Genomic DNA, 21,061 nt, shown 5'->3' on the forward strand with positions numbered 1-21,061 from the left:
TGCCCGGAATCGCCAAGCTGGTCCAGCGATCGGGCGCCGAGCAGGACATCATGCTGGGCTACAGCGACAGCAACAAGGACGGCGGCATCTTCACCAGCAACTGGGAGCTGTACCGCGCCGAGATCGCGCTGGTGCAGCTGTTCGACACCCTGGCGAACTCCCACAACATCCAGCTGCGGCTTTTTCATGGCCGCGGTGGCACCGTCGGCCGCGGCGGCGGTCCCAGCTACCAGGCCATCCTGGCGCAGCCGCCGGGCACCGTGCGCGGCCAGATCCGCCTGACCGAACAGGGCGAGGTGATCGCCTCCAAGTACGCCAATGCCGAGATCGGTCGGCGCAACCTGGAGACGCTGGTCGCGGCGACGCTGGAAGCGACCTTGCTGCAGCCGCCCAAGCCGCCGACCAAGGCCTTCCTGCAGGCGGCCGAAACGCTGTCGCAGGCCAGCATGGCGGCCTACCGCGGGCTGGTGTACGAGACCCCTGGCTTCGTCGACTACTTCTTCGCCGCCACCCCGATCGGCGAAATCGCGGAGCTGAACATCAGCTCGCGGCCGGCCTCGCGCAAGGCGTCGCAGACCATCGAGGACCTGCGGGCCGTGCCCTGGAGCTTCAGCTGGGGCCAGTGCCGCTTGACGCTGCCCGGGTGGTTCGGCTTCGGCGCCGCGGTGGCGGCTTTCGTCGACGGCGGCGGCGGGCTGGAGCGCAAGGAAGCCATTGCGCTGCTGCAGAAGATGTACCGCCAGTGGCCATTTTTTCGGGCGCTGCTGTCCAACATGGACATGGTGCTGGCCAAAAGCGACCTGGCGCTGGCCTCGCGCTATTCCGGCCTGGTGCCCGATGCGCGGCTGCGGCGCCGCATCTTCGGCGCCATCGAAGCCGAATGGCAGCGGACCGTGGAGGCGCTGGCGCTGGTGACGGGCGAGAAGCAGCGGCTGGCGTCGAACGCCGCGCTGGCGCGCTCGATCCGGCACCGTTTTCCCTACATCGACCCGCTGCACCACCTGCAGGTGGAACTGGTGCGGCGCTGGCGCGAGGGCCGCGCCGACGAACGCGCCCGCACCGGCATCCACCTGTCGATCAACGGGATCGCGGCGGGGTTGCGGAATACGGGTTAGGGGCTAGGGAAACACCCCTAACCTCAACCTCAACCCCCAGACCCTCGCCCCTAGGTCCCCAACAGCTCCCCGATCGGCTTCAAGTTGTCGACGCGATCGCACACCGCCTTGACGGCCATCAGGATCGGGATGCCCAGCAGCATCCCCCACACGCCCCATAACCAGCCCCAGGCCAGCACGCCGATGAACACCGCAACCGGGTTCATGCGGCTGGCCTTGCTGGTCACCCACGGCACCAGCAGGTAGCCTTCGATGGTGTTGATCAGCAACGAGACGCCGCCGACCAGCAGCGCCATCTCCATGTCGCCGAACTGCACGAAGGCGCCCAGCGCGGCGCCGCCGGTGACGGCGAAGGAGCCGATGTAGGGCACCAGGTTCAGGATGCCCGCGGCCACGCCCCAGACTGCCGCGTGGTTCAGGCCCATCATCGCGAACGCGATGCCGGTGCACAGCCCCACGCCCACGCTGGCCACCAGCTGCACCAGCAAGTAGCGCTGCATCTGCGCGTTGATCTCGTCCAACGCCTGCACCGTCAGCTTCTTTTCCGCCAGCCCCGGTCCGGTGATCTTCACCAGCTTGCGGCGGAAGGTGTCGCCCGACACCAGCATGAAGTACGTGAGAAAGGTGACCAGCACCACCTGGGCCAGCATGCTGACCAGCCCCATCGTGCCGGACCAGAGGTACTCGCGCAGGTCGAAGCGGGGCTTTTCCACGATCACGCGCGACACGCCGCGTGCCGGCGCCGTGGCGGCGCCGGCCTGGTCGGCCGCGCGCTGCAGTTCGTCGGCCGCCTTCTGCACGGTCTCCAGCGTCGTGTCGGGCGTGCTGGCCTTCTTGGTGATGCCGCGGCTGAGCTTGCGGGCGACATCGGGCATCGAATCGATCAGCGAATTGGCGTCGTCGGACAGCGAGTAGACGGCGCCGCCCATCGCGCCCAGGATGCCCAGGATCAGCACGCCGGCGCTGAGGGCGCGCGGGATCTTGCGGCGATGCAGCCAGTCCACCACCGGCGACAGCGCATAGCTGAAGACCAGGCCCAGCATCAGCGGGATGAAAAAGCCGCTGGCCCAGCGCAGCACGGCCAGCACCGCCAGCACCGCCAGCAACGTGATGAGGGCGACGATGACGCCTTGCCGGTCGAGCGGCATGTGCAGCAGCACGTGCGCGCCGCCCTTGGGGTCCACGGGCGTGCGGGGCAGGTCGTCGATCTCCGACGGGTCGGCAGTTTGTTCGGGCTTCAATCGCTTCCCAGTCCAGCGGCGCGCCGCCTCGGTGACGAACGAACGCGCCTAGTTTGCAAGGGCTTCCCGGACCGCGCTCAGCTGGCGCCGCGACACGGCGAGCAGTTCGTCGATGCCGCTCAGGCGGACCGCCCAGCCTTCGCCTTCCTCCGGATCGAAATGCTTTTCCAGGGCGCGCACCGCGCGCCGCGACACCAGCGCATTGCGGTGCACCCGCAGGAACTGGCCGCCGTGGCGCTCTTCGAGGTCGCTCAGGGAACCATCGAGAATATAGCTTCTGGTGGCCGTGCGGACCGTGACGTACTTCAGCTCCGCCTTGAAATACAGCACTTCGAGTACTGGGACACGCTCGGTGCGGCCGCGGTCCTGAATCACCAGCACCTCCTGCTCGGTGGCCTCCGATCCGCCTTGCCGGGCCTGCACCGCCCGCTCCACCTTGTTCAGTGCCAGCTGCAGGCGCTCGAGCCGCACCGGCTTGGTCAGGTAGTCGACCGCTTCCAGGTCGAACGCCGTCACCGCGTGCTCGGCGTAGGCGGTGACGAAGACCACGGCCGGCGCATCCGGCAGCCCGCGCAGCACGCCGGCCAGGGCCAGGCCGTCGGCGCCCGGCATGTGGATGTCCAGCAGCACGGCGTCGAAGGTCTGGCGCCGCAGGTGCTCCATCGCCTGCGCGGCATTGGCGGCTTCGCCGGTGACCTCGGCGGCCGGCGCGGCGCAGTCCGCGAGCAGCGTGCGCAGGCGCGACCGCGCCAGCGCCTCGTCGTCCACCAGCAGCATCTTCAGACCCATGGTTGCGTGCCCCTGTTCATGCCGGAACCTCCATCCGTACCTGGTACCGCCCGTCGATCAGCGCGGTCTGGAATTGCGCCTCCACGTCGTGCAGCAGCCGCAGCCGGTTGCGGACGTTGTCCTGCGCCAGCCCGTGGCCGGGCCGTCCCTGCCCAGAAGGCACCGTGTTGGTGACCTTGATCACCACCACGCCGCCGCGGCGCTGGGTGGTCACTTTCACGTCGGCGCCGGTGGGGCTGGGCTCGACGCCATGCTTGACCGCATTCTCCACCAGCGGCTGCAGGAACAGCGCCGGCACCCGGGCGTTGCCAGCCAGCGCGTCGATGGACCACTCCACCCGCAGCCGTTCGCCGAACCGCACCTCCTCGACCGCCAGGTAGCGGCGCGCCACCTGCACCTCTTCGGCCAGCGTAACGGATTCGCCCTGGTCCACCAACACGTGCCGGAACAGCTCGCTCAGGTCCTCCAGCAGCGACTCGGCGCGGCGCGGGTCCTCGCGCACCAGCGCGATGGCGCTGTTGAGGCTGTTGAACAGGAAATGCGGACGGATGCGGGCCTGCAGCTCCGCCAGCCGCGCGGTGGTTTCGGCCGGTGTGCGGCCCTTGGCCCGCATTGCCAGCGCGGCCACCAGGGCCGCCGACAGCAGCCCGCCGGTGAAGGCCGACGCCGTCCAGGGCACCTGCAGCGGACGCGCGACCAGCGCCAGCAGCCCGCAGCCGTACAGGCCGGAGACGGCGCCGAGGGCGACGCCGAATGCGTGTTGCGCCGTCGGCGGCAGCCTGGCCAGCAGGCGCTTCAAGCAGCAGGCGATCAACAGCCAGCCCAGGGTGCCGGGCAAGGCGGCGCCGCTCAGCATGGCCAGCCGCTCCAGCCAGCCGAAGAAACCGGTGGCGCCGAACATGGCGCCGACCGCCATCACGGCTTCCACGAACAGAACCGCGCGGATGACGACGCCCAGCTGGCAGGCGTCGAACACCAGCGCGCGCGGGTCGCGCTTTTGCCGGGCCGGCTGGGGGCCCAGTTCCTGGAACGCGGATAATAGTTGCGAATCGTTCATCGGGCGTCAGGCGCGGCGCGCGTGCCTGCTCGGGGCCTCCTTGGCCCGCATTATTTGGTGAATCGGCGCAAAAGCCCATCCTTTCCGCATCCGTGCATCCTTTATGAGTCAACTCGATCACAAGTCCGAGGCCTGGTCCGCGCTGTTCAGCGAACCCATGAGCGACCTCGTCAAACGCTACACCGCCAGCGTCTTCTTCGACAAGCGGCTGTGGCAGGCGGACATCGAAGGCTCGCTGGCGCACGCCATCATGCTCGAACGCCAGGGCGTGATGGTGGCGGCCGACCTGGCAGCGATCCGGCAGGGCATGGCGCAGATCCGGCAGGAAATCACGGCCGGCAGCTTCGAATGGAAGCTGGACCTCGAAGACGTCCACCTGAACATCGAGGCGCGCCTGACGCAACTGGCGGGCGATGCCGGCAAGCGCCTGCACACCGGCCGCAGCCGCAACGACCAGGTGGCGACCGACGTGCGCCTGTGGCTGCGCGGCGAGATCGACCTGATCGCGGCGCTGCTGGAAGACCTGCAGCGGGCGCTGCTGGTGCTGGCCGAGAACAACGTGGACGTGGTCATGCCCGGCTTCACCCACCTGCAGGTGGCTCAGCCGGTCAGCTTCGGCCACAACATGCTGGCCTATGTGGAGATGTTTTCCCGCGACCACGAACGCATGCAGGACGTGCGCAAGCGCGTCAACCGGCTGCCGCTGGGCGCCGCGGCGCTGGCCGGCACCAGCTATCCGCTGGACCGCGAATTTGTGGCGCAGCAGCTCGGGATGGAAGGCGTCTGCCAGAACTCGCTGGACGCGGTCAGCGACCGCGACTTCGCCATCGAGTTCGCCGCCGCCGCCAGCCTGGTGATGGTGCACGTGAGCCGCATGTCCGAGGAGCTGATCCTCTGGATGAGCCAGAACTTCGGCTTCATCAAGATCGCGGACCGCTTCACCACCGGCTCGTCGATCATGCCGCAGAAGAAAAACCCGGACGTGCCGGAACTGGCGCGCGGCAAGACCGGCCGCGTGGTCGGCCACCTGATGGGGCTGATCACGCTGATGAAGGGCCAGCCGCTGGCCTACAACAAGGACAACCAGGAGGACAAGGAGCCGCTGTTCGACACCGTCGACACGCTCAAGGACACGCTGCGCATCTTCGCCGAGATGGCCGGCGGCATCACCGTCGTGCCCGAGGCGATGGAGCAGGCGGCGCTGCGCGGCTACGCCACCGCCACCGACCTGGCCGACTACCTGGTCAAGAAGGGCCTGCCGTTCCGCGACGCCCACGAGACGGTGGCGCACGCGGTGAAGGCGGCGGTGTCGCACAACTGCGACCTGACCGAGCTGCCGCTGGCGGTGCTGCAGCAATTCAACCCGGCGATCGAGAAGGACGTGTACGACGTGATGTCGCTGCGCGGCTCCCTCAACGCCCGCGACACGCTGGGCGGCACCGCGCCGGCGCAGGTGCGGGCGCAGATTGCGCGGCACCGGGCAAGATTGGGCTGAAAACGCAGCACCGCCCTGTCCCGCAAATCCGGGTGCGGGTGGGCTGCGGCGCGCGTCAGGGCGTCCGGGCTCGCGGCCCCGGCGGCGCAACTCACTGCGCAGGCGCTCCTGTCTGATTGCGCGCCGCAGCCCACCCGCACGCGGATTTGCCGGCAATGCGCGCCCGAGCGGGCCAAACCAGACCGCCCTCGATTTCCGCGACCGAGAGATTTTTCAGCGAACGCCCCCCGCCGACCGCTACGATTCCGGGCAAGACTAAAACGAGGAGACCGCGTTGCCAGTGATCACCAATATCGAGGATCTGCGCGTCCTGGCCCGCAAACGGGTGCCGCGCATGTTCTACGACTATGCCGACTCCGGCTCCTGGACCGAGAGCACCTACCGCGCCAACGAGGCGGATTTCGACAAGATCCTGCTGCGCCAGCGCGTGGCGGTGAACATGGAAGGCCGCACCACCCGCACCACGATGGTCGGGCAGGACGTGTCCATGCCGGTGGCGATCGCGCCGACCGGCCTGACCGGCATGCAGCATGCCGACGGCGAGATCCTGGCGGCGCGGGCGGCCAAGAAGGCGGGCATCCCGTTCACGCTGTCCACCATGAGCATCTGCTCGATCGAGGACATCGCAGCAGGCACCGACCGCCACCCGTTCTGGTTCCAGCTGTACGTGATGCGCGACCGCGACTTCATCGAAGCGCTGATCGAACGGGCCCGGGCGGCCAACTGCTCCGCGCTGGTGGTCACGCTGGACCTGCAGATCCTCGGCCAGCGCCACAAGGACATCAAGAACGGCTTGTCGGCGCCGCCCAAGCCGACGCTGGCCAACATCCTGAACCTGATGACCAAGCCGCGCTGGTGCCTGGGTATGGCGGGCACGAAACGCCGCCAGTTCGGCAACATCGTCGGCCACGTCAAGGGCGTGGAAAACATGGGCTCGCTGTCCGAATGGACCGCCAGGCAGTTCGACCCGCGCCTGTCGTGGGCCGACGTCGAATGGATCAAGAAGCGCTGGGGCGGCAAGCTGATCCTCAAGGGCGTGCAGGACGTGGAGGACGCGTACCTGGCGCGCGACTCCGGCGCCGACGCCGTGATCGTCTCCAACCATGGCGGCCGCCAGCTCGATGGCGCGGCCTCCTCGATCTCGGCCCTGCCCGCCATCGCCGATGCCGTGGGCAGCAAAATCGAGGTGCACATGGACGGCGGCATCCGCTCCGGCCAGCACGTGCTGAAAGCGGTGGCGCTGGGCGCGCGTGGCACCTACATCGGCCGCGCCATGCTGTACGGGCTGGGCGCGATGGGCGAGGAAGGCGTGGACCATGCGCTGCGCATCATCCGCAACGAGCTCGACCTGTCGATGGCTTTTTGCGGCCGCACCGACATCCGCCAGGTCGACAAGGGCATCCTGCTGCCCGGCAGCTACTGACCGTCACCGTGGCGGGATAGGACAATGGGCGGGTGACCCGGATCCGCCGCATCGCCCACCTCGACATGGACGCGTTCTTCGCGTCCGTGGAACTGCTGCGCTATCCGCAGCTCAAGGGCCTGCCGGTGGTGATCGGCGGCGGCCGGCGCAAGGTGGACGAGCTGCTGCTGGACCGCTATGCCGGATTGCCGCTGGCGAAGATCCCCATCGATGCCTTCCCGCTGCTGAAAGACTATGTCGGCCGCGGCGTGATCACCACCGCCACCTATCCGGCGCGCCAGTTCGGCGTCGGCTCCGCGATGGGCATGATGAAGGCGGCCAGGCTGTGCCCGCAGGCGCTGGTGCTGCCGGTCGACTTCGACCAGGTGCGGCGCTTCTCGCGCGCCTTCAAGGGAATCATCCGCGAGATCGCGCCGCTGGTGGAAGACCGCGGTGTGGACGAGGTCTACATCGACTTCACCGACGTGCCCGGCGGCCAGCGCGAAGGCGGCCGGGTGCTGGCGCGCCTGATCCAGAAATCCATCTTCGAGGCCACCGGCCTGACCTGCTCGATCGGCGTGGCGCCGAACAAGCTGATCGCCAAGATGGCCAGCGAGTTCGACAAGCCCAACGGCATCTCGATCGTGTACGAGGCCGACGTGCAATCGAAGATCTGGCCGCTGCCGGTGCGCAAGATCAACGGCATCGGTCCCAAGTCCGAGGAAAAGCTGCACCGGCTGCACCTGCACACGCTGGGCGACATCGCGGCGCAGTCGCGCGAGTGGCTGGTCGACAACTTCGGCCAGGCCTACGGCGGCTGGATGCACGAAGCCTCCTGGGGCCGCGACGACCGACCGGTGGTGGTGGAAAGCGAGCCGGTGTCCATGAGCCGCGAAACGACCTTCGATCGCGACCTGCACGCGGTGCGCGACCGGCAGGAGCTCGGCGCCATCTTCACCGACCTGTGCGGCCGGGTGGCCGAAGACTTGCGGCGCAAGGGCTACGTCGGCAAGACCATCGGCATCAAGCTGCGCTACGACGACTTCCGCACCGCCACCCGCGACCAGACGCTGGACCACTACACCGCCGACGCGGCCACCATCCGGCGAGCCGCCGGGCAGTGCCTGAAGCGGGTGGACCTGGGCCCGCGGCTGCGGCTGCTGGGCGTTCGCGTCGGCAAGCTGGCCAAGCTCGGCGAGGAGCCGGCGCCGCCCGCGAAAGGCCAGGTCGACCCGCAGGCGCATGCCGTGCAGCAGCACACGCCCGACCTGTTTGCCGACCAACCTGGCGGTTGAGGCTCGCTGACGCGCAACCTGCATTGAATTCACGGCCGGCCGCTGCCGGCGCGATTTGTCGGTGGATCTCGATGCAGTCAGGGGCGAAGGAGTCCGACCATGCAGTCGTTCGATCTCACCGTCACCAGCCAGGTGACCCACCTGGTCCTGAACCGGCTCGAAGCCATGAACACCATGAGCCCGGTGTTCTGGCGCGAACCGGATGCAGTGCTGACCACGCTGCATCGGGGCAGCGAAGCGCGGGCGCTGGTGATCTCGTCGAGCGGCAAGCATTTCTCCGCCGGCATGGCGCTGGACGCGTTCGGCGGCAGCATCACCATGGACGACACCAGCGCGAAAGGCCGGGCGGCGACCTTCGACCTGCTGACGGACATGCAGGCGACCCTCACCAGGCTGGAGACGCTGCGCATCCAGGTGATCGCCGCCATCCGGGGCGGTTGCATCGGCGGCGCGGTCGACATGGTGTGCCGGCGCCAGGGCCCTGGCGCATGGACTGGTCAACGAGGTGTTCGACTCGCAGCCGGCGATGCTGGACGCCGCGCTGCAATGCGCCGCCGAAATCGGCGCCAAGCCGCCGGTGGCGATCTGGGGCACCAAGCAGGCGCTGCACTATGCGCGCGACCACTCGGTGGACGATGCGCTCAAGCAGATGGGCTGGCTGCAAGGCGCGATCTGGAGCACCGCGCACGTGGGCGAGGCGATCGCCTCGATCAAGCAGAAGCGGGCCGGCGAGTTCCCGGGACTGGCGCCGCTGCGGTCGTTCCGCCAGCTTTGAGCGGCTGTCATCCCGGGCTCGCCCCGGGATCCATGCCCTCGCGCAGCGCGGGACCGGAGTGCGGGTCGGGCCCGCAGTCACAGGGTGACTTACTGCCGCGCCGTCCGCGCGTTCGCCGGCAGCGCCATCGGGTGGCTGGTGCGCAGCGGGTTGATGTCCAGCCCGCCGCGCCGCGTGTAGCGCGCGTACACCGCCAGCCGGGTCGGCTTGCAGCGGCGCCACAGGTCCATGAAGATCCGCTCGACGCACTGCTCGTGGAATTCGTTGTGGTTGCGAAAGCTCACCAGGTACTGCAGCAGGCCGCCCTGCTCCACTTGCGGGCCGGCGTAGCGGATCTGGATGCTGCCCCAGTCCGGCTGGCCCGTGACCAGGCAGTTGCTTTTCAGCAGGTTGCTGGTCAGCACCTCCTGCACCGGCGGTTCGTCGAAATCCGCGCGCAAGAGCTCCGGGTTCGGGCTGTACTCGGTGCACTCGACGTCCAGCCGGTCCAGGTTGAGCCCGTCCAGTTCGTGCACCGGCTCGCGGTCGAACAGCTCCGGCAGCACCAGCTTGACGCCCACGCTGCCCGCGTCGCCCGAGCCGCGCCATGCCGCCTTGGCCAGGTCGATGCGCAACCGCTCGCGCACCGCGTCGGCCGAGGCGAACACGGTGTTGCTGAAGCTGCCCAGGTACAGCTTGAGCGACTTGCTTTCGATGATGTTGGGCGTCTCGCACGGCACCGTGAAGTGGGCGATCGCCAGCTGCGGCTTGCCGCGCGGATTCAGCCAGCTCAGCTCGAAGGCGGTCCACAGGTCGGCGCCGAAGAACGGCAGCGCGCCGGCCAGGCCCAGCTCCTGCCGCTTGGGCGCGCGGGCCATGGGGTAGAGCAGCTCCGGGTCGTAGCGGTCCGCGAACGGGACCACCTTGCCAAGCTGCGATTGTTCCGGGGAATTCATGTCGCAATCATCGCGCCGAACGGCCCGCTGCTGCGGCGGCGCCGGCGATGCCCTTATTCGAAGCGCCGCTCACGCAGCCACTTGGTGGCGATCCACTTCTCGCCGGCCAGCACCGGCGAGCCGCCGTGCAGCGTGCGGGTTGCCGGATGGGGCCGCTCGTAGCTGAAGAACACGGCGTTGCCGCGCCGTGGCCCCACTTCCATGTGCACGTCCGGAAACACCGTGCCGCCGCCCTTGTCCGGTTCGGCCAGGTACATGATGATCGTGGCCACGCGCTGGCCGCCACGCTTGAGGATGGTGGGCGTGCCGGGCTCCACCGGGTCGAAGTAGTCGTAGTGTGGCTTGTACTCGGTGCCCGGCGTGTAGTGCAGCACCTGCAGGCCTTCCCCGTTTTCCTCGGGCCAATTCACCAGTTTCGCGATGCGCTGCTCGATGCGGCGCACCAGCTCGTTTTCGCCGCGCTGGAAGAACATGCCGTTGCTGGTGCGGTCGGCGTTCACTTCCTCGCCGCCGGTGCGGGTGGCGACCGTCAGCGAGCGCGCCAGCCGCGGCTTGGCCAGCGCGATCAGCTGGTCGCATTCCTGGTCCGACAGCAGTCCGCCGAACACCACCACCCGCGGATTGACCATGGCCTGCAGCACGCACACGCGGCGGTCTCCGGCGTCGACGAACAGCGGTGATTCGTCCAGGGGCGCATCCGGCACCGGCACGGCCGGCGGTAGGCCCTGCTGCACGGCCTGGACTTCCAGGTGGCCGCGCAACACCGTCTCCATGGCCTCGACCGCGACGTCTTCCTTCCAGCCGGAGGCCAGCATCGCCTTGAGCACCGAGTCGGCGCCGTGGCCGGCCTCGGCCTGTTCCACGATCCACTGGCGCAGCTCGGGCGTGACCTGCTGCCTGGCGTCGGTTGTGCTCATGCTTGCATTCTCCGCCGGAACACCAGCCGGTCGGCCTGCGACGCGGCGCCATCGAAGGCATAGCCGTCGAGGTCGAAGGCTTCGAGCCGGCGTGGCGTCTCCACCCGCCGGGTGATCGCCCAGTGCGCCATCAGGCCGCGCGCGCGCTTGGCGTTGAAACTGATGATCTTGTAGCCGCCGCCCTTCCATTCCTCGAACACGCAGTCGACCACCCTGGCCTTGAGCACCTTGCGGTCGACCGACTTGAAGTATTCCTGGGAAGCGAGGTTGACCACCACCGGCGTCTTGTCGGCGGCCAGCTGGCGGTTCAGGGTCTCGGCGATGCGGCCGCCCCAGAACTGGTACAGGTTGCGCGCGCCGTCCACCGGCAACTGCGTGCCCATCTCCAGCCGGTAGGGCTGCATCCGGTCCAGCGGCCGCAGCACGCCGTACAGGCCGCTCAGGATGCGCAGGTGCTGCTGCGCCCACTCCAGATCGGGCGCGGCCATCCGGCGGGCCTGCAGCCCGTCGTAGACGTCACCGTCGAAGGCCAGCACCGCCTGGCGCGAGTTGCGGCTGGTGAACCTGGCCGACCAGGCCTGGAAGCGCGCCGCGTTCAGGCTGGCCAGCGGGTCGCTGATGTCCATCAGCGTGGCCAGTTGCTGCGGCGACTGGCGCCGCAACACCTCGATCAGGCGCGCCGAATCTTCAGCGAACTCGGGGCGGGTGTGGGGCAACTCGGCCACCGGCGTTTCGTAGTCCAGGGATTTGGCGGGCGACAGCAGGAACAGCATGGTCGCGGATTATCCTAGCGCCGCCATCCGCGCCCGAGCAGCCACTGGCAAGTGGCCACGGCGACCACCAGCGCCAGGTAGGTCGCCATCTTGCCGTCGCGGCCGAAATGCCATAGCCCGGCGCCCAGGACCGCCGCCCCCACTGCAAAGTTGATAGCAACGCTGGCCCACCAGCCGGGCCGTGGCGCTCCGCTGGGACGCAAGACGCGGGCGCCCAGGGCGACCAGCAGGGCGACCGCAAGGGCCGGCGCCAGCAAGCCGGGCAGGTGTTGCAGGAGGGCGAGCGTGTTCAAAGGCGGGGGATTTGATGTGGGCCAAGTGCTGGATGCGCCGGCGAATTTTATAATCCCCGTCATGGCAGTCTGGGCATTGGGCATCAATCACACGACCGCGCCGCTCGACATGCGCGGCCGGTTTGCCTTTGCCGTGGACCAGATCGGTCCCACGCTGGCGTCGCTGCGGGAGAATTTCACCCCCCTGCGCGGCCGCCGAGCCGAGGCCGCGATCCTGTCGACCTGCAACCGCACCGAGATTTATTGCGCCGGCTCCGGGCTCGAGCTGGAGCCCACCATCGCCTGGCTGGCGCACTCCGGCGGCGTCGCCCCGGGGCTGCTGCGCAGCCATTCCTACGTGCTGCAGGACGGCCAGGCCGCGCGCCACGCCTTCCGGGTCGCCAGCGGGCTCGACTCCATGGTGCTGGGCGAGGCCCAGATCCTGGGCCAGCTCAAGGACGCGGTGCGCGCCGCCGAGGAAGCCGGCGCCCTGGGCACGACGCTGAACCAGCTGTTCCAGCGCTCCTTTGCGGTGGCCAAGGAAGTGCGCAGCTCCACCGAGATCGGCGCCCACTCGATCAGCATGGCGGCAGCCGCGGTCCGGCTGGCCAGCCAGCTGTTCGAAGACCTGGGCCAGGTGCGGGTGCTGTTCGTCGGCGCCGGCGAGATGATCGAGCTGGCCGCCACCCACTTCGCGGCGAAGAACCCCAAGTCGATCGCGGTGGCCAACCGCACGCTGGAGCGCGGCGAGAAGCTGGCCGCCCGCTTCGGCGGCGAGGTACTGCGGCTGGCCGACCTGCCTTCGCGCCTGCACGAGTTCGACGTCGTGGTCAGCTCCACCGCCAGCCAGCTGCCCATCATCGGCCTGGGGGCCGTGGAAAGTGCGCTGAGGACGCGCAAGCACCGCCCGATGTTCATGGTGGACCTGGCCGTGCCGCGCGACATCGAGCCCGAGGTCAAGGAGCTGGAAGACGTCTACCTGTACACGGTGGACGACCTGGCCCACGTGGTGCAGACCGGCCATGCCAACCGGCAGGCCGCGGTGGCGCAGGCCGAGGCGATCATCGACGCCGGCGTGCAGAGCTTTCTGCACTGGGTCGACCAGCGCGGCGCCGTCCCGCTGATCCAGCAGCTCAACGCCCAGGCCGACCAATGGCGCGGCGCCGAGATCGCCCGCGCCCGCAAGCTGCTGGCCAAGGGCGAGGACGTCGATGCGGTGCTCGAGGCCTTGTCCCGGGGCCTGACCCAGAAGATGCTGCACGGCGCCATGGCCGAACTGCACGGCGGCGACGCCGAGGCGCGCCAGCGCGCCAGCCAGGCGATCGAGCACTTCTTCCTGCGCAAAGAGCGTTAGCTGGGGCCGAGCGCCCCCAACTTGTCTTGCCGGGCTAGCCCCGGCATCCATCCCCTCGCCGGCGCCGCATCGATTGCGGGTCGAGCCCGCAATGACAGCCGAGCAATGAAACCCTTTTTACGCCACCAGCTCGAGCGCTTCCCGGTCCGCCTGCAGGAGCTCGACTTTTTCCTGTCGCAGCCGGAGGTGGTGCAGGACATGGAGCGCTACCGCGAGCTGGGCCGCGAGCGCACCGAGGTGAGCGAAGTGGCCGACGTTTACCGCCGCTTCCTGCAGCGCGAGCAGGACCTGGCGCAGGCGCGCGAGATGATGGAGGACGCGGAGATGGCCGAGATGGCGCGCGAGGAAGTCGCCGCCGCCGAGGCCGAACTGCCCGGGCTGGAGGCGCAGCTGCAGGCGCTGCTGCTGCCACGCGACCCGGACGACGTGCGCAATGCCTTCCTGGAAATCCGCGCCGGCACCGGCGGCGACGAGTCGGCGCTGTTCGCCGGCGACCTCTTGCGCCTGTACACCCGCTACGCCGAGCAGCAAGGCTGGCGCACCGAGATCATCAGCGAAAGCCACGGCGAAGTCGGCGGCTACAAGGAAGTGGTGATCCGGGTGGTGGGCCACGGCGCCTACGGCAAGCTGAAATTCGAGTCCGGTGGCCATCGCGTGCAGCGGGTGCCGGCGACCGAAAGCCAGGGCCGGATCCACACCAGCGCCTGCACGGTGGCGGCGCTGCCCGAGCCGGACGAGGCGGTGGCCGTGCAGATCAGCCCGGCCGACCTGCGCATCGACACTTACCGCGCCTCCGGCGCCGGTGGCCAGCACGTGAACAAGACCGATTCGGCGGTGCGCATTACCCACCTGCCCACCGGCATCGTGGCCGAGTGCCAGGACGACCGCTCGCAACACCGCAACAAGGCCAAGGCGATGCAGGTGCTCGTCGCGCGCATCCAGGAGAAGGAGCGCAGCGAGCGCGCCGCCAGGGAAGCCGCCACGCGCAAGGGCCTGATCGGCCGCGGCGACCGCTCGGACCGCATCCGCACCTACAACTTCCCGCAGGGCCGCATGACGGACCATCGCATCAACCTCACGCTGTACAAGCTGGCCGCGGTCATGGAAGGGGACCTGGACGAGGTCGTGCAGGCCCTGCTGCTGGCGCGGCGGGCCGAGCAGCTGGAAGAACTCGAGGTCGGCATGGGCGCCGGGCGCGCTTGAACCTGGCCCAGGCGATGACGCAGGCGGCGACCCAGGGGCTGGACCGCATGGATGCGCAGTTGCTCCTGCTGCACGTGTTGGGGCGCCCGGGCGCGCAGCGCGGCTGGCTCATCGCGCATGACGACGAGCCGCTGTCAGCGGAGGCGCAGCAGCGTTTCGACGCGCTCTGCCGGCGGCGACTGGACGGGGAGCCGGTCGCCTACCTGACCTGGCACAAGGAGTTCTTCGGGCTCGGCCTGCACGTGGACCCGCGGGTCCTGGTGCCCCGGCCGGACACCGAGACGCTGGTCGACTGGGCCCTGGAATTGCTGCGCGACAAGGCCGCTCCCCGGGTGATCGACCTGGGCACCGGCAGCGGCGCGATCGCGCTGGCGATCCAGCACGCCCTGCCCGCCGCACAGGTGGAGGCCGTCGACCGCAGCGCCGCGGCGCTGGATGTGGCGCGAACCAACGCCGCCCGGTTGGGCCTGCCGGTGGTGTTCCGCCAGGCGGACTGGCTGCAGGGCTCCGGCCGCTATGACCTGATCGTCAGCAACCCGCCCTACGTGGCCGCCGGCGACCCGCACCTGCCGGCGCTGCGCCACGAGCCGGTCGAGGCGCTGGTGGCCGGCCCGGACGGCTTGGACGACCTGCGCGCCATCACGGCAGCGGCGTTCGCGCACCTGCGGCCGGGGGGCTGGCTGCTCCTGGAGCATGGCTGGGACCAGGCCGAAGCGGTACGCGCGCTGCTGGCAACGGCGGGGCTGACGGAGGTCGCCAGCCGCGAGGACCTGGCGGGCATCGCCCGCTGCTCCGGCGGCCGGCGGCTTGAACTGGGATAATCCGCCTCAATAGTCAGTGCCCAGGAGATACCGCAATGAGTGACGCCCAGCAACGCATCGACGAACTCGTCAAGAACAACGAGGTCGTGCTGTTCATGAAGGGAAACGCCAGTTTCCCGATGTGCGGCTTTTCCGGCCGCGCCATCCAGATCCTCAAGGCCTGCGGCGTCGACCCCAAGCAACTGAAGACCGTGAACGTGCTGGATGACGACGGCATCCGCCAGGGCATCAAGGAATACAGCAACTGGCCGACCATCCCGCAGCTCTATGTGCGCGGCGAATTCGTCGGCGGCTCGGACATCATGATGGAGATGTACCAGAGCGGGGAACTGCAGCAGGTGCTTGGCACCCCGCAACAGTCCTGAGCGTCAGCACTCCCCCACGGCGACTGCCAACAGCCGCCGTTCCCGCGTCCACTGTCGACTCCTGCTGACAAGCTCGTACGAACGAGCGTCAATCGGTTGCCTGCCTCTGCCGCCTATGCTGGAATGAAGCACAAGTCGTCAAGGAGAGGTCGATGCAATCGCGAAGTCTCGTTCCCCAGGGCTCCAGCCTGAAGTTGCCGATCGCCAACCTGCGCAACGTCTTCCGGCCGCATGAAGTGGAGCGCAAGCTCGCCAAGCTGTCGGCGCGGGAGCACGAGAACCTGCGGTCGACCTACGAACGCATGCTCGAACGCGGTCCCGAGCGCTTCCAGGTCAAGCCCAGCGGCATTCCCGAAATGGCCGGCCTGTACGAGCAGCTGCCCAACTTCAGCGAGGCGCTCGACGACCTGAAGCGCCATGTGGCGCTGGCCCAGGACTCGGGCGACGGCATCGAGATCACCCCCATGCTGCTGCTCGGCCCGCCCGGCATCGGCAAGACCCACTTCGCGCGCCACGTGGCCGAACTGCTGGGCACCGGCATGAGCCTGGTTCCGATGAGCTCCATGACGGCGGGCTGGCTGCTGTCCGGCGCCTCGTCGCAATGGAAGGGCGCCAAGCCGGGCAAGGTGTTCGAAGCGCTGGTGGACGGCCAGTACGCGAACCCGGTGGTGGTGGTCGACGAGATCGACAAGGCCAGTGCCGACGCGCAGTACGACCCGCTGGGCTCGCTGTACGGCCTGCTGGAACACGACACCGCCGAGTCCTTCATGGACGAATTCGCCGAGGTGGCGATCGATGCCAGCCAGGTGATCTGGATCATGACGGCCAACGACGAGCGCTGCATCCCGGAGCCGATCCTGAACCGCATGAACGTGTTCGAGATCGAAGCACCGTCGCTGGAACAGGCCCGCGCGATCGCCCGCAACCTCTATCGCAGCATCCGCGCCGACCACGCGTGGGGCAAGCGCTTCGACGAAGAGCCCGGCGACGACGTGCTGGACTGCCTGGCCGAACTGGCGCCGCGCGAAATGCGGCGCTCGCTCATGACGGGCTTCGGCAATGCGCGCCTTGCGCAGCGCGAGTGCATCGAAGCCGAAGACCTGCCGAAGTGCAGCGCGGGCAAGACGAAGATCGGGTTCGTGCAGTAAGCGTCATCCCCGCGGAGGCGGGGACCCAAGGCGTTCAGGAAAGCGGAAGCTTTGGATTCCCGCCTGCGCGGGAATGACGGTCCTATCCCGGCCTGCGCGGGAATGACGGTGCTATCCCCCGCCTGCGCGGGAATGACGGTCCTCTCCCCGCCTGCGCGGGAATGACGATTACGACGGCCCGCCCGGCACCCGCTCCGCCGGCATGCGCGGTACCGGCGACACCTCCGCCGGGCCATGTTCCTTCCACTCCCAGTTCTTCGCCGCCCCGAACACGGCGTTGGGATACTGCGGTCGTCCGCGGCTGCCGTTGTAGCGGCCCAGCGCCATGAACAAGTCGCCGCGTTCGCGGTCGATGTAGTGACGCAGGATCACGCAACCGAAGCGGAGGTTGGTCTGCATGTGGAACAGCGCCGACGGATCGCCATTGCCGATGACGCGCGTCCAGAACGGCATCACCTGCATGTAGCCGCGCGCGCCCACCGGGCTCACGGCGAACTTGCGGAATGCGCTCTCCACCTGGATCAGCCCCAGCACCAGCCCGGTGTCGAGCCCCGCACGCCTGCTCTCGTACCAGACGGTCTGCAGGAATTCCTTGCGCTCGGTCCAGTCGGTCTTGCGCCGCTGCAGCCGGTTGCTCATGGCGCCCAGCCAGCGCAGGTATTTCAGGCGGGTATCGATGTCGCCGAACTCCGGCACCGGCAAGCGCCGGCCCGAGGGCCCTGCGCTTGATCACGCCGCGAGCCGCCCCTTGAGGAAGGCGGCGATCTCGTTGACCGACAGCCTGGTCGCGGCGGCATCGCGGCGATGCTGGTATTCGACCTGGCCTTCCTTCAGGCCGCGGTCGGAGATCACCACGCGATGCGGCACGCCGATCAGTTCCCAGTCGGCGAACATCGCGCCCGGCCGCTCACCGCGGTCGTCGAGCATCACGTCGATGCGCGCCGCGGCCAGTTCTTGGTGCAGCTTCTCCGCGGCCGCCTTCACTTCCGCGCTGCGGTCCATGCCGATGGGGCACACCACCACGGTGAACGGCGCGATCGCGTCCGGCCAGATGATTCCGCGCTCGTCGTGGTTCTGCTCGATGGCCGCGGCCGGCAGGCGCGTGACGCCGATGCCGTAGCAACCCATCTCGAACACCTTCGGCTTGCCGTCCTCGTCGAGGAAGGTCGCCTGCATCGCCTTGCTGTACTTGGTGCCCAGGTAGAAGATGTGCCCGACCTCGATGCCGCGCTCGATGGCCAGCTTGCCCTTGCCGTCCGGCGACCGGTCGCCTTCGACCACGTTGCGCAGGTCCGCCACCGCATCCGGCTCGGGCAGGTCGCGACCCCAGTTGACGCCGGTGACGTGGAAGCCTTCCTCGTTGGCGCCGCAGATCCAGTCCGCCATCAGCGCCACTTCGCGGTCGGCGACGATCTTCACAGGCTGCTTGAGGCCGATCGGTCCGAGGTATCCCGGCCTGGTGCCGAAGTGTGCCTCGATCTCGGCGACGGTCGCAAAGCGGAAGCCGACGTCCAGGCCCGGCACCTTGCCGGCCTTGATCTCGTTCATGTCGTGGTCGCCCCGCACCAGCAGCAGCCACACCTGCGTCTTGACGGGCGTGCCCTTGTCATCGAGTTGCTCCGTCGCCAGCACGAGCGACTTGACCGTCGTGGCGAGCGGCACGTCCAGCAGCTTGGCGACGTCCTCGCACGTGCTCTTGCCCGGCGTCGGCACCTTCCGCATCGGCTGCTTCGCGGCGGGACGCGGGCCGGCGGGCGCGAGTGCTTCCGCCTTTTCCATGTTGGCCGCGTACTCGCTCTCCGGGCAGTAGACGATCGCGTCTTCGCCGGTGGCGGCAATCACCTGGAATTCTTCCGAGAGGTCGCCGCCGATGGCGCCGCTGTCCGCGGCAACAGCGCGATAACGCAAACCGAAGCGATCGAAAATCCGGCGATAGGCTTGCGCCATCGTCTCGTAGCTTTTCTTCGCGCTGTCCTGGTCGCGGTCGAAGCTGTACGCGTCCTTCATGATGAACTCGCGCCCGCGCATCAGGCCGAACCGCGGCCTTCTCTCGTCGCGGAACTTGGTCTGGATCTGGTACAGGTTCTTCGGCAGCTGCTTGTAGCTGCGGAGTTCCTGGCGCGCGATGTCGGTGACGACTTCCTCGCTGGTGGGCTGCACCACGAAGTCTCGCTCGTGCCGGTCGCGGATGCGCAGCAGCTCGGGGCCCATCTTGTCGAAGCGGCCGGTCTCCTGCCAGAGTTCCGCGGGCTGCACCACGGGCATCGTCAGTTCGACGGCGCCGGCGCTGTTCATCTCCTCGCGCACGATCGCCTCCACCTTGCGGATCACGCGCAGCCCCATCGGCATGTACGTGTAGATGCCGGCACCGAGCTTCTTGATCATGCCGGCCCGCATCATCAGCTTGTGGCTGGCGACTTCGGCATCGGCGGGCGCTTCCTTCAGCGTGGAAATCAGGAACTGCGAGGCTCTCATCAAAATGGGTGGGGAGGTGGAGTCAGCTGAGCCCTTCCAGCGCGCAGGAGCGCCGTGCATAATGAACTCAGTTCAAAGATTTGGGGTCTGATTATGCTTGACCGGGACGGCTTCCGCCCTAACGTCGGCATCATCCTGCTCAACCTGAAAAACCAGGTGTTCTGGGGCAAGCGCATCCGGACACACAGCTGGCAGTTTCCGCAAGGCGGCATCGACCGCGGCGAGAGCCCCGAACAGGCGATGTTCCGGGAACTGCACGAGGAAGTCGGGTTGATGCCGGAGCATGTGCGCATCGTGGCGCGCACCCGCGACTGGCTGCGCTATGAAGTCCCCGAACGCTACATCCGGCGCGACGCCCGCGGCCACTACAAGGGCCAGAAGCAGATCTGGTTCCTGCTGCAGTTGATCGGCCAGGACCACAACCTGAACCTGCGCGCTACCAACCACCCCGAATTCGACGCCTGGCGCTGGAACGACTACTGGGTTCCGCTCGACGTGGTGGTCGAGTTCAAGCGCGGCGTGTACGAGATGGCGCTGCGCGAGCTGGCGCGCTACCTGCCCCGCAACGACCACCGCAATCGCTACCTGCGCAGCGGCATGCGCACGCGCGAGAACGAACACGGTCCGCACGACGCGCACGCGATGCCGATGCCCGGCCCGGGAATGGAACTCCCACCCGGCGCCACCTTCGAACCGAATCCACAAGGGCGACCGCAGTCGTCCTGAGCCAAGGGAAAACATGTTTCGCTGGATCCTGGCGCTGGCATTGGCCGGCGTCGTCGTCGGCTGCTCCTCGCCGAAAGTCACCTTCGGTGCCGACACGGGCAACCCCGACTGGCAGGAAGTGGAAGCACCGCCGCCACCCGCGGTGCGTACGCAAGGGCTCATCCCGCTGGACGTGCCCGGCACCGCCCTGCGCTTCGGCGTCGATCCCGCATCGATCCGGGTCGGCGCCGACCGCGTGGTGCGCTACGTCGTCGTGGCCACCAGCAGCAGCGGCACGGTCAATGCCATGTACGAGGGCATCCGCTGCGAAGGCGGCGACGTGAAGGTCTACGCGCGGCACAACCCGAACAGCGGCTGGGTGCCGGCGACCAAGGTCGAGTGGCAGGCGCTGCAGTCCACGCCGAATTCGCGCCACAGCTTGTACATTGCACGCAACGGGGTCTGCGTGGGCCGCGGCGTCAACGGCAACGCCACCCAGATCGTCTCCGACCTGCGCGCGCCGGTCGCGAACCGCTTCGAGCGCGGCGGCGTGAATCGCTAACGGGTGACGACGAGGTTGGTCCGATGGATCATCTCGGGCTCCGCGGTGTACCCGAGCAACTTCTCGATTTCACTCGATGGCTTGCGGCACAGGATGCGCGCCTCGCCCGAAGCGTAGTTCGCCAGACCGCGCGCGATCTCCAGCCCTGAGGGATCGCGCACGGCGATCACGTCGCCGCGGGCGAAGTCGCCCTCCACGCCCGTCATGCCGATCGGCAGCAGGCTCTTGCCTTCCGAACGCACCTTCGCGGCCGCGCCGGTGTCCACCGACACGGACCCGCGCAGCTGCAGGTGGTCCGCCATCCAGCGCTTGCGGGCCTGGCTTTTCTGCGTCGGCGCCACCAGCAGCGTGCCGATGATCTC

20 protein-coding genes and 2 pseudogenes are annotated in these 21,061 nt (G+C 68.4%); 12 read left to right on the top strand and 10 right to left on the bottom strand.

The window, feature by feature from the left end; genetic code table 11:
* Positions 1–1,115: phosphoenolpyruvate carboxylase (locus JWP65_RS13325; RefSeq protein ID WP_299764472.1), on the top strand; the 1,115-nt coding region annotated here is incomplete at its 5' end.
* Positions 1,116–1,165: 50 nt separating this feature from the next.
* Here JWP65_RS13325 and JWP65_RS13330 read toward each other — a convergent pair.
* Genes JWP65_RS13330 through JWP65_RS13340 form a run of 3 tightly spaced genes read right to left on the bottom strand, consistent with a single transcriptional unit; the run spans position 1,166 to position 4,202 of the window.
* The gene (locus JWP65_RS13330) at positions 1,166–2,356 is read right to left on the bottom strand and encodes an AI-2E family transporter (protein WP_299764474.1); all 1,191 of its coding nucleotides are present in this window, start codon (positions 2,354–2,356) and stop codon (positions 1,166–1,168) included.
* Between the two features lie 48 nt (positions 2,357–2,404).
* Positions 2,405–3,145 carry a LytTR family DNA-binding domain-containing protein gene (locus JWP65_RS13335; protein WP_299764476.1) on the bottom strand — a complete coding sequence of 247 codons (741 nt, stop codon included), beginning with the start codon at positions 3,143–3,145 and terminating at the stop codon, positions 2,405–2,407.
* 16 nt (positions 3,146–3,161) lie between these two features.
* Positions 3,162–4,202, bottom strand: a complete 1,041-nt coding sequence (locus tag JWP65_RS13340; protein ID WP_299764478.1) for a sensor histidine kinase — start codon at positions 4,200–4,202, stop codon at positions 3,162–3,164.
* Between the two features lie 103 nt (positions 4,203–4,305).
* Between JWP65_RS13340 and argH the strand changes: the two genes are divergently transcribed.
* From argH to JWP65_RS13360, 4 genes and pseudogenes are all read left to right on the top strand, one after another.
* Positions 4,306–5,697 (top strand): argininosuccinate lyase, encoded by a 1,392-nt coding sequence (gene argH, locus JWP65_RS13345; protein ID WP_299764480.1) that lies wholly within the window; start codon positions 4,306–4,308, stop codon positions 5,695–5,697.
* 274 nt (positions 5,698–5,971) lie between these two features.
* Positions 5,972–7,120 carry an alpha-hydroxy acid oxidase gene (locus JWP65_RS13350; protein WP_299764482.1) on the top strand — a complete coding sequence of 383 codons (1,149 nt, stop codon included), beginning with the start codon at positions 5,972–5,974 and terminating at the stop codon, positions 7,118–7,120.
* Positions 7,121–7,185: 65 nt separating this feature from the next.
* A complete protein-coding gene (locus JWP65_RS13355; protein WP_299764507.1) occupies positions 7,186–8,394 on the top strand; it encodes a DNA polymerase IV in 1,209 nt (402 codons plus the stop codon).
* 99 nt (positions 8,395–8,493) lie between these two features.
* Positions 8,494–9,169: pseudogene (locus tag JWP65_RS13360) on the top strand (enoyl-CoA hydratase-related protein).
* Positions 9,170–9,258: 89 nt separating this feature from the next.
* Here the strand turns inward: JWP65_RS13360 and queF are convergent.
* From queF to JWP65_RS13380, 4 genes are read right to left on the bottom strand one after another with little or no spacing between them, the layout of a single operon-like run.
* Positions 9,259–10,104, bottom strand: a complete 846-nt coding sequence (queF, locus tag JWP65_RS13365) for an NADPH-dependent 7-cyano-7-deazaguanine reductase QueF (RefSeq protein WP_299764484.1) — start codon at positions 10,102–10,104, stop codon at positions 9,259–9,261.
* Between the two features lie 53 nt (positions 10,105–10,157).
* Complete coding sequence (locus JWP65_RS13370; protein ID WP_299764486.1) at positions 10,158–11,021, bottom strand: 2OG-Fe(II) oxygenase; 864 nt, start codon at positions 11,019–11,021, stop codon at positions 10,158–10,160.
* Positions 11,018–11,794, bottom strand: a complete 777-nt coding sequence (gene yaaA / locus JWP65_RS13375) for a peroxide stress protein YaaA (protein ID WP_299764488.1) — start codon at positions 11,792–11,794, stop codon at positions 11,018–11,020. The genes JWP65_RS13370 and yaaA overlap by 4 nt, the downstream gene beginning before the upstream one ends.
* A 14-nt stretch (positions 11,795–11,808) precedes the next feature.
* Positions 11,809–12,087, bottom strand: a complete 279-nt coding sequence (locus tag JWP65_RS13380) for a hypothetical protein (protein ID WP_299764490.1) — start codon at positions 12,085–12,087, stop codon at positions 11,809–11,811.
* Between the two features lie 61 nt (positions 12,088–12,148).
* Here JWP65_RS13380 and hemA point away from each other — a divergent pair, with 61 nt between their 5' ends.
* The 5 genes from hemA (at position 12,149) to JWP65_RS13405 (ending at position 16,957) form a co-directional block, all read left to right on the top strand.
* Positions 12,149–13,420 carry a glutamyl-tRNA reductase gene (gene hemA / locus JWP65_RS13385; protein ID WP_299764492.1) on the top strand — a complete coding sequence of 424 codons (1,272 nt, stop codon included), beginning with the start codon at positions 12,149–12,151 and terminating at the stop codon, positions 13,418–13,420.
* A gap of 105 nt (positions 13,421–13,525) precedes the next feature.
* Positions 13,526–14,623, top strand: a complete 1,098-nt coding sequence (gene prfA / locus JWP65_RS13390) for a peptide chain release factor 1 (protein WP_299764494.1) — start codon at positions 13,526–13,528, stop codon at positions 14,621–14,623.
* A gap of 14 nt (positions 14,624–14,637) precedes the next feature.
* Positions 14,638–15,444 carry a peptide chain release factor N(5)-glutamine methyltransferase gene (gene prmC, locus JWP65_RS13395; RefSeq protein WP_299764509.1) on the top strand — a complete coding sequence of 269 codons (807 nt, stop codon included), beginning with the start codon at positions 14,638–14,640 and terminating at the stop codon, positions 15,442–15,444.
* 35 nt (positions 15,445–15,479) lie between these two features.
* Entirely contained in the window at positions 15,480–15,809 is a 330-nt protein-coding gene (gene grxD, locus JWP65_RS13400; protein WP_299764497.1) for a Grx4 family monothiol glutaredoxin, read from the top strand.
* Between the two features lie 152 nt (positions 15,810–15,961).
* Positions 15,962–16,957, top strand: a complete 996-nt coding sequence (locus JWP65_RS13405; RefSeq protein WP_299764499.1) for an AAA family ATPase — start codon at positions 15,962–15,964, stop codon at positions 16,955–16,957.
* 168 nt (positions 16,958–17,125) lie between these two features.
* Here the strand turns inward: JWP65_RS13405 and JWP65_RS13410 are convergent.
* Both JWP65_RS13410 and JWP65_RS13415 read right to left on the bottom strand, forming a co-directional pair.
* Positions 17,126–17,656, bottom strand: a pseudogene (locus tag JWP65_RS13410) (transglycosylase SLT domain-containing protein); the annotation flags it as partial.
* A 30-nt stretch (positions 17,657–17,686) separates the two neighbouring features.
* Positions 17,687–19,432, bottom strand: coding sequence for a proline--tRNA ligase (locus JWP65_RS13415; RefSeq protein WP_299764501.1), 1,746 nt, complete (start codon positions 19,430–19,432; stop codon positions 17,687–17,689).
* Between the two features lie 93 nt (positions 19,433–19,525).
* Between JWP65_RS13415 and JWP65_RS13420 the strand changes: the two genes are divergently transcribed.
* Together JWP65_RS13420 and JWP65_RS13425 are read left to right on the top strand one after the other, a co-directional pair.
* Entirely contained in the window at positions 19,526–20,158 is a 633-nt protein-coding gene (locus JWP65_RS13420) for an RNA pyrophosphohydrolase (protein ID WP_299764503.1), read from the top strand.
* Between the two features lie 13 nt (positions 20,159–20,171).
* A complete protein-coding gene (locus JWP65_RS13425; RefSeq protein ID WP_299764505.1) occupies positions 20,172–20,699 on the top strand; it encodes a CNP1-like family protein in 528 nt (175 codons plus the stop codon).
* Here the strand turns inward: JWP65_RS13425 and JWP65_RS13430 are convergent.
* Positions 20,696–21,061 (bottom strand): PUA domain-containing protein (locus tag JWP65_RS13430; RefSeq protein WP_367280511.1); only part of this gene is annotated, 366 nt, incomplete at its 5' end. The two genes, JWP65_RS13425 and JWP65_RS13430, sit on opposite strands and share 4 nt — an antisense overlap.

It is taken from the genome of Ramlibacter sp. (assembly GCF_028292805.1).
In the GTDB taxonomy this organism is placed as follows: Bacteria; Pseudomonadota; Gammaproteobacteria; order Burkholderiales; family Burkholderiaceae_C; genus Ramlibacter.